We start from the raw sequence: 14756 nt of genomic DNA on the forward strand, positions 1-14756 counted from the left end.
GGCGGTGGGCGTCAGCAACTCCGGAGTTGCCGGCTTATCAGCAGAAACTTTCTTAGCGTGGCTGCCGCTCGTTTTGCCATTTGCAGAAGTGGCCATATAAATCAGGGGAAGGATGTATGCAAAAATACTCAAATGCGGCCCGTTGGGTTGAGCTCGGGCCGGCCTGTGTACGGTTGTGGGGTGGTTTTGGCGGCCCCGCCCGCCTGCCTGCCGTAACAACCAGCCGCTGTCGGGCTCGGTTTACGCGCTTGGGCAAAGGGTGAGGACCTAACAACGCGGCCCCCCGAAACGTGCCGTACCGGCCCCGGGCCGCCTTAGGTCCCGGGTTTGGTGAAGACCGGAATAAACCGCCTAGAGCCGCCACTGGACTGCCGCTGCGGGTGCTTGTTTTTCTGCTCGTCGTAGTAGAAGGACTGGCTCAGCATCTCGGTTTCCAGGGTTAGCATACCCACGGCAGCGGGCCGGGAAGTCTGGGTCTGGGGGTGGGCCGCATCGAGGCGGAGAATGGACGGGTCGAAGGCCGCCAGGGAATCCAGGTTGGCGGGCCGGTGAGTAAGGGTATCCAGGCCGGGCTTGATCTGCACGAGCTCATATTCCTCGGCGTGGCCCTGGAAGCGGTGAAAAACCAGGCGGGAAGGCCCGGCGTAGAGCGACTCAAACCCCAGCCAGTAGTCCAGGGGCCCGCCATTGGCCCCCGAGTTGGTGTAGAAGCGCAGGTCGTTTTGCACCAGGGCCGCCGCGGGCCGGCGGCTGTTGAGTTCGAGCAGGCCCACCGAGCGGCCGTTCTCGAAAACCTCCAGGAAGTCGTGCCCGGTGGGGGCCTTGGGGTAGGGCAGCTGCGTGAGCCGCCCGGGGTGCAGCTGGCCCCGAAACACTACTTTCCCCCTGGGTGCCGGTACCCTATTCAGTTGCTGGTACTGCCGCAACCGGAGTTCCACCGGCACAGCCTGGGCGGCGCTGCTGTGCAGCAGCAGGCGGTGGGTCAGCTTTTGCTGGTCTTTTTCCCAGACGTCCCAGACCAGCAGGTTTTTCGAAACGAGGCCCACCACCACCTGGGAGGCGCGGGCGGGCAGGTGCAGCAGCAGGAGCATGCAGCCCAGTAACAGGAGGCGTGGCAAGGATGGCAAGGCGGCTGGGATGGTAGCGCACCCGCCCGTACGGGTGCGAAGGGGCAAGGTAAGCGCAAAGTCGGGAAGCCCCCGAAATAAAATGGCCGCTTTTCAGCCGGGGCAGGGTGATAAAAATAAACCGGAGGAGCTTGCGGCCGGAATGTACTTTTGAGATTACAACCTACTGCAACCCCAGCATATAGCTGGATCAACTATCTAGTGCATGAAGAAAAATTACTCCTGGTGTATCATCCTACTACTCCTGTGTATCGCCAGCCGGCCGGGGCAGGCCCAACAGGTCAGCGGGTATGAGTTTCGGGCCCAAACCCGGACCTACGTCCCGTTGGGCAGCGACGCCACCCGGCTGCCGGCCGTTGAAGCCGATGAGGTTATTGTGAACGACATTCCCCTGGGCTTCACGTTTGTCATGGGTGGCCGCTTCTACACGAAAGTGGCCGTTTCGTCGAACGGCTGGATGGCGCTTTCCACCTTGCCCGTGTCAGACCCCACGCCCAGTTCGGAGCAACTGGTTTCTATGGGAGTGGTTAACGCCGAGAATATCATTGCGCCGCTGTGGGCCGACTTGAGCGGCAGCGGGGGCCGGGCGTTTTACCAAACGACCGGCACGGCGCCCAACCGGGTATTCACCATGGAGTGGCGCGACTTCCGCTGGGACAAGCAGGCCCCGCAGGCGGTAGTCTCGTTTCAGGCCCGGCTCTATGAGCGAGAAAGGACGATAGAATTTAATTACCGCCCCGAGGCGGGCAGCGTGAGCAACACGGGGCCGCTGGCGCTGGCCCGGGCCGGGCTTAATACCCGAGACGAAGGCCGTCATGTGCTCAGCAACCTGGGGCAGGCTCCCCGGCCGTATAGCTACAGCCCGGGCCCCGGCACCCTGATCAAGCCGGCCAACGGGCAACAGTACGAGTTCCTGTATCGGCCGAACCGGTATCTGAGCTGCCAGTCACCGGAATCCTCCTCCGTAACCCGGGTAGGGCGCACGACGGCCCGCGTGAGCTGGGTGCTGGGTAACAACTGGCCGGGCGGGCAGCCGCGGGTGCATTATGGCCCCCTGGGGTTTGTGCTGGGCAGCGCCGCCGAAAAAATTGCCCCCGGCCTGCCCGGCGACTCGGCCCAGCTGACCGACCTGCTGCCTGCTTCGGCCTACGAGTACTTCATCGAAACCGACTGCGGGGCCGCCAACTTCCCGGCCAGCACCCGTCGCACCAGCTTCTCGACCTTCACGCCCCTCAGCAACGACGAGGCCAGCAGTGCGCTCTGGCTGCCGGTAATTGAGGTCGAAAAGCAAAACCTGTTCACCCAGGGTACTTGCCTGAATGCCTCAGCTTCCTTGCCCGCCAACAGCACCTGTATCCTTCCTACGGGCGCCGTGCGCGACGTCTGGTACGTTTTCCGGGCTACCAGCACCAGTCATCAGATCCTGCTTAATGCGGGGCCGGGCGACACGCACGTAGTAGAGCTGCGCAATGGGTACGGCTCCAGTTCCCGTGCTCTGGCCTGTGGCACCAACACCGCCCCGCTTCGGGTTAATTCGTTGGTTGTGGGGGCAGCCTATTTCGTTCGGGTTTACACCTTGGCGGCACCTGCTATCTTTACGGTAGGCGTGTTGCCGGGCCAGCTGCCACCTCCCCCAAACGATGATTGTTCAGCCGCCCAGCTCCTGACGGTGGCCTCCGGCCCGGGGGCCCTGCCGGCTACCCCCGGCACGGTGCGCTACGCGACACCCAGAAGCGGCGATGGGTATGCTGCCTGTGCCAATGGCAATGAATCCAAGGACGTGTTTTACAAGTTTGTGATGCCCAGTGGGCCAGCGGAGGTACTGTTTCGGCCGGCGTTTGAGGCTGGCGTTGAAGTGCTTAGCTCGTGCACCAGCGGCACCTCCTTATCCACGAACTGTATTGTCGTACAGGCCGGCCGCTTGGGCCGCTTATCCCTGGCCGGCCTGCCCCCCGGGGCTACCTACTACCTGCGCGTGTATAACCGCAATTGGGAAATCCATATCCCGACCGACGCCCGCTTTACCATTGCCGTGAATAGCCTGGCGCCCGCCCCGGCCAACGACGAGTGCAGCGGCGCCCAAACGCTGCCGCTTACGCCAACGGGCGTAGTGGGCGTGAGCGGCACGCTGCTGAGTGCTACCTCCTCGGGGCTGCAGCCGCCGACCTCGGAGTGCTACGCGGCGCCCTCCAGCTTTGCTCCCGAAAGGTATACGCCGCCCAGCAGTGCCCGCGACGTCTGGTATCAGTTTACGGCGACGGCTACCACCCACGTACTGGGGCTGAACGCCACGCGCCATGCGGTAGTGGAAGTAGTGCAAACCACGGCCGGCTCGCCCTGCGCCAGCGGGGCGGTGGTGCAGCGGCTGGGCTGCGCCATGGCCCGCCCCATTGGCCCCATCATCGACGGCGCCACCACTCGACCGCCTTTGCCCGCTCGCCTGCTGCTTCCTAACCTGGTCGTGGGCACTACGTACTGGGTGCGGGTATTTCAAGTAACGGAACCCACTGCCCGCACGCCCGACGGCGAGGCCTCCTTCGACCTAAGCCTGCACACTTGGACGACCCCCGGCAACGACGAGCCCCAGAATGCGCAGCTAGTGGCGCTGGCTTCGTCTCTGTCGCCCTGCAGCACCCGGGTTGAGTTTAGTTTCGACGGCGCCACACCTTCCTTTACGGGCACTACGCAGAGCGAAAAGCGCGACCTGTGGTTTTCCTTTGTGGCGCCACCCGCCCCGGCGGGCCACACCACTTCGCGCGTTATTCTGCGGCTGGGCGAAAATGAGGAACACTTGCAAGACGGAGGAATGGAGTTTCGGGACGGCCCTAATGTCAACTCCTTCGTTTATTCTTCCCAATCCTGGGGCCGCGCGCTGATGGCACTCCGGCCGGGCGATTCTTATTCTGGCCTGACTCCGGGCAAGACCTACTACCTGCGGCTCTACAGCAGCCTGCCCAACCCGGAGCCTTTTGCCCGCATGAGCCTCTGCCTGTCGGTAGATGTCAACAATGATCCTTGCTCGGCCCTACCGCTGCCCATCAGTGCCGGGGGACACTGCCTGCAACCCGTGCAGGGCAGCACATACGGGGCCGGGGAAAGCCGCCTGAATACTGGCGTCCATGCGCTGATTCCGAACTGCGGCCCGCCCAAAGGCACTATTAGGGACGTGTGGTACCGCGTAGTACCTGCCACACCCGCTTTTACGCTGCACACCGACGATAAAACGATTACCCTGGCTCGGCTGTACCTGCCCACTGCGGGCACTTGCGACGGAAACATGCAGCTAATCAGTTGCCAGAGCAGCCGGGCGGGCCTGGCCGAAATCCGGGGGTTGGGCACCGTCCTGTTTGATAATTTAACCGTGGGGCAGCCCTACTACCTGGCGGTTTCGAATAGCGACAACTACTACGAAGAGACTGGGCCCTTCACCCTCTGCGCCCAAACCGCCCTGACGTTGCCCACGCGCCCGGCCACAACCCAGCCGCAGCTGAATGTGTGGCCCAACCCGGTAACGGCCGGGGAGCTGCTGAGCGTGCAGCTGCCGGCCGACCTGGCCGTTGCCGCCCAGGTGCGGGTAGAATGGCTTTCGGCCCTGGGGCAAGTCCTGCCCGCTACGGGCGCCGGGGAGCTGCCGGTAGGGCAGGGGCAGGTACAGGTGCCCACCGCCGGCCGGGCGGCGGGGCTCTACCTGCTGCGCCTGTGGCTGCCCGACGGCCAGCCCCTGCCCGTGCACCGAATTGTAGTGCAGTAAGACCAAGGCTTGACGACTATAAAGCAGGGCCGGCGGATTTCCGCCGGCCCTGTTGGTTTGGGCTATATCCAAATCAGGAAGGCCACGGGCCCAGCCTGGCGGGTACGCCCGCCGCCGGAATGACCCGCTGACCGGCCGGGGCACCACCGGAAAAGAGCCGGGCGTACCGGCTCGGGAAGCTGAACGGTAGAAGCCCGGGCCGGGAGGTATATTTATCCGGCCGGGGAGACCGGGCAATGGGGGCCGAGTGCGTACATTTAGGGCTGTTTTCAAGCCAATTATCCCCGTCGGGGCCCTTCTAACACGGACTATATGAGGAAAAACTACTGTTGGGTTATACTGCTGGGAATACTACTCGTGGCGGGCGGCCCGGCCCGGGCCCAGCTGCTGGGATACCAGTTTCAGGCCCAGGCGGGCACCTATCTGCCGCTCGGCACCGGGGCTACCCGCCTGCCCGACCTGGAAGCCGACGAAGCCGTGGTCAATGGCGTGCCGCTGGGCTTTAGCTTTGTCATGAACGGGCAGTTCTTCACCAAGGCCGGCGTCAGCTCCAACGGCTGGCTGAGCCTGGCCCCGACGCCCGTGCAGTTTGCCATTCCGTATTCTACCTCGCTCTACCTGGGCGGGGCGGGCAGCGGCAGAACCATTGCGCCGCTGTGGGCCGATTTGAGCGGCAGCGGCGGCCGGGCCTTCTACCAAACGACCGGCACGGCGCCCAACCGGGTGTTTACCATGGAGTGGCGCGACTTCCGCTGGGACAAGCAGGCCACCCAGGCGGTGGTGTCGTTCCAGGCCCGGCTCTACGAGGGCTCCAACCGGATTGAGTTCAGCTACCGGCCCGAAGCGGGCAGCGTGAGCAGCTCCACGCCCATGGCCCAGGCCCGGGCCGGCCTCACCACGGGGCCGTATTCGTCGACGGTCAACTACATTATGCTCAGCGACCTGGGCGCCAGTCCGCAACTCAACCCCAGCAACTACGAGGGCACCCTGCTCAAGCCCGCCGGCGGGCAGCTCTACCGGTTTACGCCCAGCCCCAACACCATCCCTGATTGCCCGGTGGCTACCTCGCCCCAGCTGCGGCGCCTGACCCACACCACGGCTACCGTCGACTGGGTGCTCGACCGCACCCTGGACGTGGGCCGCCGGGTGCACTACGGGCCCCGGGGCTTCGTGCTGGGCAGCGCCGCCGACAAGGTAGCGCCCGTGCTGCCCGGCGATACGGCCCAGCTGACCGGCCTGCTGCCTTCCACCGACTATGAGTTTCTGGTGGAGGTCGACTGCGGTACGAGCACCGCGCTTACCCGTAGCACGCGGGGCCGGTTTCGCACCTACACCCCGCCCAGCAACGACGAAGGCAGCCGCGCCATCTGGGTGCCGGTGCTGGGCTCGGTGCGCTACACCCAGCTGACCGGCGGCCGGTGCGCCGACGCCTCCACTTCCTTGCCGGCCACGGCTGCCTGCGGCACGCCCACCGAAATCGTGCGCGATGTCTGGTACGCCTTCCGGGCCACCGAGGCCAGCCACCAGCTCGTTATGCAGGGCTATACCGCGCAGGAACCCTACGTAGTCGACGTGCGCGACGGGTACGGCCCCAGTTCGCGAAGCCTGTTTTGCGGCCTGAACACTGCCGCCGCGCCGCTGGTGGTCGGCTCCCTGGCCGTGGGGCAGCCTTATTTTATCCGGATATATCCGCTGCGGCCCGAGCACTACTCCTTCCAGCTGGCGGTGCTGGGCCACAACACGACGCCCCCGGCCAACGACAACTGCACTACGGCCCAAGTGCTACCGGTAGACCCCGTTCCGGGCAGCCAGCCCGGCACTACCGGCACGGTGCGCCACGCCACGGCCAGCAACCTGGGCTTGTTTGGCACCGGGTCGTGCAGCGCCAGTACCACCGACAACTCCAGGGACGTGTTTTACCAGTTCGTGGCCCCCGGGCCAGCAGCGGAGGTGCAGCTGCGCCCGGCTTTCACGGCCGGGGTCGACGTTCTTTCGTCCTGTACCAGCGTGCTGCCCAGCTACCGGGACTGTATCACGGTGGAAGCCGGCAAGTTAGGCCGCCTCGCCCTGACGGGGCTGACCACGGGGGCCACCTATTACCTGCGGGTGTATAATGCGTCGGAGGTTGTTGACCTGATTGACGCTGCTTTTGCTATTGCCGTCAGTGCGCCCCCCGGCATTCCGATCAATGATGAGTGCGCTGGGGCGGTAGTCCTGCCCGTCACGGCGCCGCTGGTCGTGGGGGCCACGGGCACCTTCAACGGCGCTACGGCGTCGGGCCTGGCGCCGCCGGCCACGCTGTGCTACGCGCCCCGCAGCAATACGAACCCCTACACCGCTCCCGCCGCGGCCAGCGACGTCTGGTACCGGTTTACGGCCACCAGCACCACCCACGCCCTGCAGCTGCATGCAACCTCGGATGCCGTACTGGAAGTGCTCCGCACCACCGCCGGCTCGCCCTGCGCCCCCGGCGCCCCCGTGCAGCGCCTGGCCTGCGCCGTGGCCCACGCCGAAGACCCGCTCTACGGCCGGTTTTACGTGGGCGAGAAGCCCCCGCTGCCGGCCCGTCTGCTGCTGACCAGCCTGAGCGTCGGGGAGACGTACTGGGTACGGGCATTTCCGCTGGCCGCTCCGACGGCCACCCGGCCGGCGGGCAAGTATAGCTTCGAGCTCAGCCTGAACACCTGGGCGGCGCCGGCAAACGACGAGCCGGCCGCGGCCGTGCCGGTAGCCGTGTCGCCCACGGCCCAGCCCTGCGCTTCGCCCGTGGCCTTTACCCTGGACGGGGCAACCCCCAGCTTCCCGGCCGCGGGCGGCTCGGCCTGGACCGAGCGGGACGTGTGGTTTTCCTTTGTGGCGCCCCCGGCTACGGGTGGGCGCAGCTACTCCAGCGTCCTGCTCTGGCTCGGCGAGAATCAGCTCCACATGATGCAGGGCGGTATTGAGCTGCGCGACGGGACCACCCGGGCGGCCCGCATCCTGGAAAGTCAGCAGTGGGGGCCCTTTGCCCAGCTGGTGGGGCCGGGGCTGAGCTATAACCGGCTCACGCCCGGGCAAACCTACTACGTGCGCTTCTACAGCTCCCTGACCAACCCCGAGCCCCTGACTCAGTTCAGCTTTTGTCTCACCGTCGCACTGAACGATGAGCCTTGCGACGCGCTGCCGCTGCCGCTCAGCGCCAGTGGGCAGTGCACGCAGCCGGTGGTGGGCACCCTGTTCGGGGCGACTCCGAGCCGCATTAATCCTGGGCTGGGGCTGGCCGTGCCCAACTGCAGCGCCGAAACCGTGTATGATGTCTGGTACCGGGTGGTGCCCACCAGCTCCGCCTTCTTCCTGCGCACCGACGACGTGACCGTAGGGCAGGCCCGGCTCTATAAGCTGGCAACTCCCGGTGGTGCCTGCGCGGAAGCCCTGGAGCTGGTAAGCTGCCAGGCCAGCCAAGCCGTGACAGTAGAGCCCCGGGCCCTGGGTACGGTGTTGTTCGACAACCTGACGCCTGGCCAGCCCTACTACCTGGCCGTGGCAAACCAGGGCGGCGCCGGCGACAACCGCAAAGTCTCGTTCACGCTCTGCGCCCAAAGTGCGGTATCCCTGCCCACGCGCGGGGCCGCGGGCCGGGCGGCTGGCAGTGCCTGGCCCAACCCCGTAGCGGCCGGGGAGGCGCTGCACCTGCGTTTGCCGGCTGACTTGCCGCGTCCGGCCGCCGTGCGGGCCCAGTGGCTTACCGCTCAAGGGCAGGAGCTCCCGGGGGCCGCGGCGGCGCAGTACGCGCCGGTGGCTGGAGAGCTGGCACTGCCCACCACGGGCCGGGCCCCGGGCCTCTACCTCTTGCGCCTGTGGCTGCCCGACGGGCAGCCGCTGCCCGTATACCGCGTTGTGGTGCAGTAGCTTTCGAGCTTTGCCAACTAAAAGGCCCGCTGGATTTTCCGGCGGGCCTTTTTATTGTGGTCGGTGGCGACGCGCAGCGGGCTACACGCCCTGCATTTCGGGCACGCCGGCGGCCGGAACGACCAGCTTGCCCGCCGTAGCGGCCTGAATCTGCTCGACGCTCACGCCCGGGGCCCGCTCGCGCAGCACAAAGCCGTCGGGCGTCACGTCGAGCACGGCCAGCTCGGTCACGATTTTCTTCACGCAGCGCAGGCCCGTAATGGGCAGGGTGCAGGCGGGCAGCAGCTTGCTGCTACCATCCTTGGCCACGTGCTGCATGGCCACAATGATATTTTTGGCCGAGGCCACCAGGTCCATGGCCCCGCCCATGCCTTTCACCATCTTGCCCGGAATCTTCCAGTTGGCAATGTCGCCGGTTTCGGACACCTCCATGGCGCCCAGAATGGTCAGGTCTACGTGTTCCCCGCGAATCATGCCGAAGGAGTCGGCCGAGCTGAAGATGCTGGAGCCGGGCAGCGTCGTGACGGTCTGCTTGCCGGCGTTGATCAGGTCGGGGTCTACCTGGTCGTCGGTGGGGAAGGGGCCCATGCCGAGCAGGCCGTTTTCACTTTGCAGCTCCACGTTGATGCCGGCCGGAATGTAGTTGGCCACCAGCGTGGGAATACCGATTCCCAAATTGACGTAGGAGTTGTCTTTTACTTCCTGGGCTATTCGTTTGGCAATGCCGTGTTTGTCGAGCATAAGAAACAAGGGTGGGAAACAAGGGGGGTGAACGTGGAGAAGTGCCCGACTTAGGCCTCTTCCCCGCCAATGGGACCGTAGAGGATGGCCCAGGTGGCAAAATCGGCTGAGAACACCTCAAAGAAATGGGGCAGGCCGGCCGGCACAAAAATCAGGTCGTGGGCGTGGCACTGCACCATTTCGCCATTACGGTTGAGTACGGCCTCGCCGCTGATAACGACGTAGACCTCGTCCTGCGGGTGGGGCGTTTGAGTATCTACTTCGCTGGGCGCGAAATACTCCGTGCGCATGCTGCCGTGGCGCAGCAACACTGTAAAAGGCGGGTTGCCTTCCTGGCTAATCTGGGCCTGGGCTTGCAGCAAGGAGATGTTTGCGTCCATGGCGCAACAGCGTTAGGTGGTAGCCGGGCGTACCGTGCGTTGCTCGATGCGCTTTTCGTAATTGTTGCCCTGGAAAATGCGTTGCACGAAAATGCCGGGCGTGTGAATCTGGTTGGGGTCCAGTTCGCCGGCGGGCACGAGTTCCTCTACTTCAGCTACGGTAATCTTGCCGGCCGTGGCCATCATCGGGTTAAAATTGCGGGCCGTGCCCTTGTACACCAGGTTGCCAGCCGTGTCGCCCTTCCAGGCTTTCACAAAGGCGAAATCGGCGTGCAAGGCTGTTTCGAGCAGGTACATCTTGCCGTTGAACTCCCGGCTTTCCTTGCCTTCGCCCACTTCCGTGCCGTAGCCGGCCGGGGTGTAAAAGGCCGGAATGCCCGCGCCGCCGGCCCGGCACCGCTCGGCCAGGGTGCCCTGCGGAATCAGCTCGACTTCCAGCTCGCCGGAGAGCAGCTGGCGCTCAAACTCGGCGTTTTCGCCCACGTAGCTCGAAATCATCTTGCGCACCTGCTTGGTTTGCAGCATCAGGCCAATGCCAAAATCATCGACGCCGGCGTTGTTGCTGATGCAGGTCAGGTTTTTGACGCCCAGGCGCAGAATTTCCTGGATGGCGTTTTCGGGAATGCCGCACAGGCCGAAGCCGCCCAGCATCAGGGTCATGCCGTCGGTGAGGCCGTGCAGGGCCGCCTGGGCATCGGCTACTACTTTATTAATCATAGGTGGGAAAGGAGGGTTTGCGGGTCGAAAATAGCAAGATGCCGGGGAGTAGGCGCGGCAACCGGTAAAAAACACGAAGCGGCCATGCCAATTTGGGGGCGGCAGCGGCAGAAACAGGAAGCCCGGCTGCCTTTTCAGATAACCGGGCTTCAGCTGAGAATATTTTGTCAGGCCCTCCTGCTTCCCGCGGGTCGAAATGACGGTCCGTTTATTTCATCGGCGGTAACTCAGCCGCCCACCAAGTGCTGGCGGGCCATGTCGGCGTCCTTCGCCAGCTGAGCTTTGAGCTCATCCAGACCGTTGAACTTCTGCTCGTCGCGCAGGCGGGCCACCAGCTGCACCGTCAGGGGCTGGTCGTACAGGTCGCCGTCGAAGTCGAGCAGGTGAGTTTCGATGGTTTGGTCCAGGTTGCCGGCTACGGTGGGGCGCACCCCGATGTTGAGCATGGCCTGGTGGTGAGTGCCGGCGGCCGTCGTAGCCAGCACGGCATATACTCCCCGGGCCGGAATCAGCTTCAGCGGCTCTTCCACTTGCATATTCGCCGTTGGGAAGCCGATGGTGCGGCCCAGCTGCTTGCCCCGCACCACGGTGCCGGTCAGCGGGTAGTTGTAGCCCAGGTAGCGGTTGGCCGTCAGGATGTCGCCCTGCTCCAGGGCCCGGCGGATGCGGGTGCTGCTCACGGCCACCGCGTCCACATCCTCGCGCGGAATCTCCTCGACTTCCATGCCGTAGCGCTCCGCATGCTGGCTCAGGTACTCAAAGCTGCCCTCCCGGTTTTTGCCGAAGCGGTGGTCGTAGCCAATAACCAGCTTGCGCGTACCGACCGTGTCGAGCAAAATTCGCTGGATGTATTCTTCCGAGCTCAACTCCGAAAATTCCTTGGTAAAAGGCACAATCAGCAGGTAATCTACCCCAAAGTCGGCCAGCTGGCGGCTGCGCTCCTGCAGGCTCGAAAGCAGCTGAATGTTCAGGGGCTGGGGGTGGGCCAGGGGCGGGGCCAGCACCAGGCGGGGGTGGGGCCAGTAGGTGATAACCACCGAGGGGCCGCCGTGGTGCCGGGCTACTTCCAGCAGCCGCCGCAGAATCTTCTGGTGCCCCAGGTGCACGCCGTCGAAGGTGCCGGTCGTGACGGTGGCATTGCCAAGGTGAGGAAACTGCGCCGGGTCGTGAAAGACTTCCATCGGGTAAATACGCGAATTGATAAATAGAGGAGCGGGCCGCCGCCAGGCCACGTGTTTACGAAGCCGGGTCGGCGGGGGCTGAATCGGCAGGAGGGCTGCTGGCTTGGTAAAACTCCAGGCCGGCCCGCTTTTCGGGCAGGCGCTGCCGGGGTTGGCGCGGCGGGCGGGTTTCTTCTCCTTCGCGGCGCGGGGGGCGCAAGGCTTCCAAAGCTTCCAGGGTTAGGGCGTCTTCCACGCGGTACTCCCCGATGCGGGTGCGCACCAGCTTGGTCAGGTGGGCACCGCAGCCCAGGTGCTGGCCAAAGTCGCGGGCCAGGCTGCGAATGTAAGTGCCCTTGGTGCAAACCACCCGGAACTGCACCTCGGGCAGGTTGATGCCGGTCAGTTCAAACTCCTTGATGGTTACTTCCTTAGACTTGATTTCGGCCGTGTCGCCACGGCGGGCCACTTCGTAGGCCCGCTCCCCGTTGATTTTCACGGCCGAGTACAACGGCGGGGTCTGCTGAATGGGGCCGGTGAAGGCCTGGACGGCGGCCAGCAGCTGCTCGGGGGTAACGTGGGCGTAGGGCAGGTCGGCATCCACGGCCGTTTCCAGGTCGAAGGAAGGCGTGGTCTGGCCCAGGCGGAAGGTGCCGGTGTACTCTTTTTCCTGGGCCTGAATCAAGTCAATCTGCTTGGTTTTCTTGCCCGTGCACAAAATCAGCAGGCCGGTAGCCAGCGGGTCGAGGGTGCCGGCATGGCCGATTTTCTTGATGCGCAGCGTGTTCTTAACCTTGCGCACCACGTCAAACGACGTCCAGGTCAGGGGCTTGTCGAGCAGCAAAACCTCGCCGGTTTCGAAGTCGAAGGCATGGGGTTGCTGGCTCATATCAGGTGCAGGTTAATGCCCAGCGCAATCATCACCAGAATGGTAATGCCCACGATGATGCGGTAGAAGCCGAAGGCCCGGAAGCCAAACTTTGACACAAAATTCACGAACGACTTCACCGCCAACAGCGCCACAATGAACGCCACCACGTTGCCGAAGGCCAGTACCTTGAGGTCTTCGGCCAGGGGCGCATTCACCTTGTAAGACTTGTACATCTCGTAGGCCGTAATCACAAACATGGTGGGCACGGCCAGCAGGAAGGAGAAGTCGGCGGCCGAGCGGCGGTCGAAGCCCTGGGCCAGGCCCCCCACGATGGTAGCCGCGGAACGGGATACGCCCGGCACCAGGGCTAGGCACTGAAACAAGCCTATTTTCAGGGCTTGCAGGGTGCTGGGCGTGGTTACCTGCTTGCGCGACTCGCTAAACCACCGGTCGATGAAGAGTAGCACCACGCCGCCCACGACCAGGGAAGTAGCTACCACCGTCACGCTTTTCAGCAGCTCGGCAATAACGTCCTTGAGCAGAAAGCCCAGCAGGCCGAAAGGCAAAAAGGCTACGGCCAGTTTCACGTAGAAGTCGAAGCTCTGCAGAAAACGGCGCCAGTAGAGCACCACCACCGACAGAATGGCCCCGAATTGAATAGAGGTAATGTAGGTTTCGGTAAAGGGCAATTGGCCGATACCCAGCAGGTTGGCCACAATAATCATGTGGCCGGTGCTGGAAACGGGTAAAAACTCAGTTAAGCCTTCGACAATAGCCAGAATCAGGGCGTGCCAGTAGTTCATTTAGGGACGCTTGTAGGTAGGAGCCGTGGGGGCCGGGGCCACGGGGGCGGCAGGCTGGGAAGCGGTTTCGGTGCGGGTAATCGTGTCGGTAGCGGCGGGCGGAGTGTCGCCGGGCTTGGCCATAATGGCCCAGAACTCGATGATAAAGCCCACGGCCAGCAAAATCGGGCCCAGCGTGATGCCCAGGAATCCTTCGCCGTAGTCGGCCGAGTCCAGGGTCATGGTGATAAAGCCGGCCGCCAGCACGGCCAGCCCGAGGTACATCAGGCGGTAGTTGCGCTTGCCGAAGGCAAAGCGGGGAGTTTGAGTCGGTTCCATATTCGTTGTTAGTTGTTGGTAGTCAGTTGTTAGAAGTAGGCAGCAGTTCGAAGTACCAACTGACAACCAGCAACTAACCGCTAAAAAATCAATACAAATCATCGAGCGACATGCCCAGGTACTTGCGCACGGCGCGGTAGGAGCTCAGAAAGCCGATGCCACAGCCCAGCAGCACCATGCCTACCATCAGGGCCGCAATCAGCCGTTCGTCGCGCAGCAGGCGCAGCTCTTCCAGTTGCAAATAGGCATATTGGAGCAGGGCCAGCAGGAGCAGCGCGGCAATAGCGCCGCTGGCAAAGCCTTGCCAGGTAGCCCGGCGCAGAAAAGGCCGCTGAATGAAAAAGGAGGTGGCGCCCACCAGCTGCATGCTCCGAATCAGGAAGCGCTGGGAAAACAGGGCCAGCTTGATGGTATTGTTAATCAGCACGGTCACGACCAGCGTCAAGACCAAGGCGAAGCCCAGCAGCACCAGACTGATTTTGCGCAGGTTCTTGTTCACCGAGTCGATAAAGCTCTGCACGTACTCTACTTCGTACACGCCCGGCTCGGCCCGCAGTTCCTGCACGATGCGCCGCATCTGGGTAGAGTCGGTGTATTCGGCGCTGATTTTCAGTAAGTAAGCATCGCGCAACGGATTGTCGCCCAGAAACTGCTCGGCATCTTCCCCCGTTTGCTCCAGAAACTGCTTCGCACCCTCTTCTTTGGAAAGAAAGCGCACCTGGGGCTGGTCGTCTTTGTAGGCCACGTACTTTTTGCGGCTCAAGTCCTGCTGCAGGCGCAGCAGCTGGGTTTCGGGCAAGTCCCGGTCCAGATACACCTGCATTTCAATGTTTTCCTTGACCAGGTTGCTCAGCTTGTGGGCGTGAATCAGCAACAGGCCAAACAAGCCAATGACCAGCAAGGACAGCGTAATGCTGAACACTACCATCAGGTGGGGGTAGCTACCGAGCTTTTTCTTGCGGGTCGGGCGGTTTTGGGCCATGCGGCAAAGGTAAGGTTG

General features: G+C 63.6%; 11 protein-coding genes. 2 read left to right on the forward strand and 9 right to left on the reverse strand.

What is annotated here, in order from left to right; all coding sequences use genetic code 11:
- Positions 1–314: 314 nt before the first annotated feature.
- On the reverse strand, positions 315–1091 hold the full coding sequence (locus E5K02_RS22010; RefSeq protein ID WP_135398023.1) for a hypothetical protein: 777 nt from the start codon (positions 1089–1091) through the stop codon (positions 315–317).
- Positions 1092–1332: 241 nt separating this feature from the next.
- Between E5K02_RS22010 and E5K02_RS22015 the strand changes: the two genes are divergently transcribed.
- Together E5K02_RS22015 and E5K02_RS22020 are read left to right on the forward strand one after the other, a co-directional pair.
- A complete protein-coding gene (locus E5K02_RS22015) occupies positions 1333–4878 on the forward strand; it encodes a fibronectin type III domain-containing protein (protein ID WP_135398025.1) in 3546 nt (1181 codons plus the stop codon).
- 312 nt (positions 4879–5190) lie between these two features.
- Positions 5191–8766 (forward strand): hypothetical protein, encoded by a 3576-nt coding sequence (locus E5K02_RS22020; protein WP_135398027.1) that lies wholly within the window; start codon positions 5191–5193, stop codon positions 8764–8766.
- A gap of 81 nt (positions 8767–8847) precedes the next feature.
- On the opposite strand, the gene E5K02_RS22025 is transcribed toward E5K02_RS22020, so the two are convergent.
- From E5K02_RS22025 to E5K02_RS22060, 8 genes are all read right to left on the reverse strand, one after another.
- A complete protein-coding gene (locus E5K02_RS22025) occupies positions 8848–9507 on the reverse strand; it encodes a 3-oxoacid CoA-transferase subunit B (RefSeq protein WP_135398029.1) in 660 nt (219 codons plus the stop codon).
- A 50-nt stretch (positions 9508–9557) separates the two neighbouring features.
- Positions 9558–9887, reverse strand: coding sequence for a cupin domain-containing protein (locus E5K02_RS22030; protein WP_135398031.1), 330 nt, complete (start codon positions 9885–9887; stop codon positions 9558–9560).
- A 12-nt stretch (positions 9888–9899) separates the two neighbouring features.
- Positions 9900–10604: a CoA transferase subunit A gene (locus tag E5K02_RS22035; protein ID WP_135398033.1), complete on the reverse strand. Its 705-nt coding sequence runs from the start codon at positions 10602–10604 to the stop codon at positions 9900–9902.
- 227 nt (positions 10605–10831) lie between these two features.
- Positions 10832–11785: a bifunctional riboflavin kinase/FAD synthetase gene (locus E5K02_RS22040; protein WP_135398035.1), complete on the reverse strand. Its 954-nt coding sequence runs from the start codon at positions 11783–11785 to the stop codon at positions 10832–10834.
- Positions 11786–11840: 55 nt separating this feature from the next.
- On the reverse strand, positions 11841–12653 hold the full coding sequence (truB, locus tag E5K02_RS22045; RefSeq protein WP_135398037.1) for a tRNA pseudouridine(55) synthase TruB: 813 nt from the start codon (positions 12651–12653) through the stop codon (positions 11841–11843).
- A complete protein-coding gene (locus E5K02_RS22050) occupies positions 12650–13438 on the reverse strand; it encodes an undecaprenyl-diphosphate phosphatase (protein WP_135398039.1) in 789 nt (262 codons plus the stop codon). Before E5K02_RS22050 ends, truB begins: the two co-directional genes overlap by 4 nt.
- Positions 13439–13756, reverse strand: a complete 318-nt coding sequence (locus E5K02_RS22055; RefSeq protein ID WP_135398041.1) for a DUF3098 domain-containing protein — start codon at positions 13754–13756, stop codon at positions 13439–13441.
- An 88-nt stretch (positions 13757–13844) separates the two neighbouring features.
- The gene (locus E5K02_RS22060) at positions 13845–14738 is read right to left on the reverse strand and encodes a cell division protein FtsX (RefSeq protein ID WP_135398043.1); all 894 of its coding nucleotides are present in this window, start codon (positions 14736–14738) and stop codon (positions 13845–13847) included.
- Positions 14739–14756: the final 18 nt, after the last annotated feature.

This window comes from Hymenobacter metallicola (assembly GCF_004745645.1).
Classification (GTDB): domain Bacteria; phylum Bacteroidota; class Bacteroidia; order Cytophagales; family Hymenobacteraceae; genus Hymenobacter; species Hymenobacter metallicola.

Coding starts and splice junctions, on each gene's coding strand:
- E5K02_RS22010 (WP_135398023.1), bottom strand. CDS start 1,091: ATGCTCCTGCTGCTGCACCTGCCCGCCCGCGCCTCCCAGGTGGTGGTG.
- E5K02_RS22015 (WP_135398025.1), top strand. CDS start 1,333: ATGAAGAAAAATTACTCCTGGTGTATCATCCTACTACTCCTGTGTATC.
- E5K02_RS22020 (WP_135398027.1), top strand. CDS start 5,191: ATGAGGAAAAACTACTGTTGGGTTATACTGCTGGGAATACTACTCGTG.
- E5K02_RS22025 (WP_135398029.1), bottom strand. CDS start 9,507: ATGCTCGACAAACACGGCATTGCCAAACGAATAGCCCAGGAAGTAAAA.
- E5K02_RS22030 (WP_135398031.1), bottom strand. CDS start 9,887: ATGGACGCAAACATCTCCTTGCTGCAAGCCCAGGCCCAGATTAGCCAG.
- E5K02_RS22035 (WP_135398033.1), bottom strand. CDS start 10,604: ATGATTAATAAAGTAGTAGCCGATGCCCAGGCGGCCCTGCACGGCCTC.
- E5K02_RS22040 (WP_135398035.1), bottom strand. CDS start 11,785: ATGGAAGTCTTTCACGACCCGGCGCAGTTTCCTCACCTTGGCAATGCC.
- truB (WP_135398037.1), bottom strand. CDS start 12,653: ATGAGCCAGCAACCCCATGCCTTCGACTTCGAAACCGGCGAGGTTTTG.
- E5K02_RS22050 (WP_135398039.1), bottom strand. CDS start 13,438: ATGAACTACTGGCACGCCCTGATTCTGGCTATTGTCGAAGGCTTAACT.
- E5K02_RS22055 (WP_135398041.1), bottom strand. CDS start 13,756: ATGGAACCGACTCAAACTCCCCGCTTTGCCTTCGGCAAGCGCAACTAC.
- E5K02_RS22060 (WP_135398043.1), bottom strand. CDS start 14,738: ATGGCCCAAAACCGCCCGACCCGCAAGAAAAAGCTCGGTAGCTACCCC.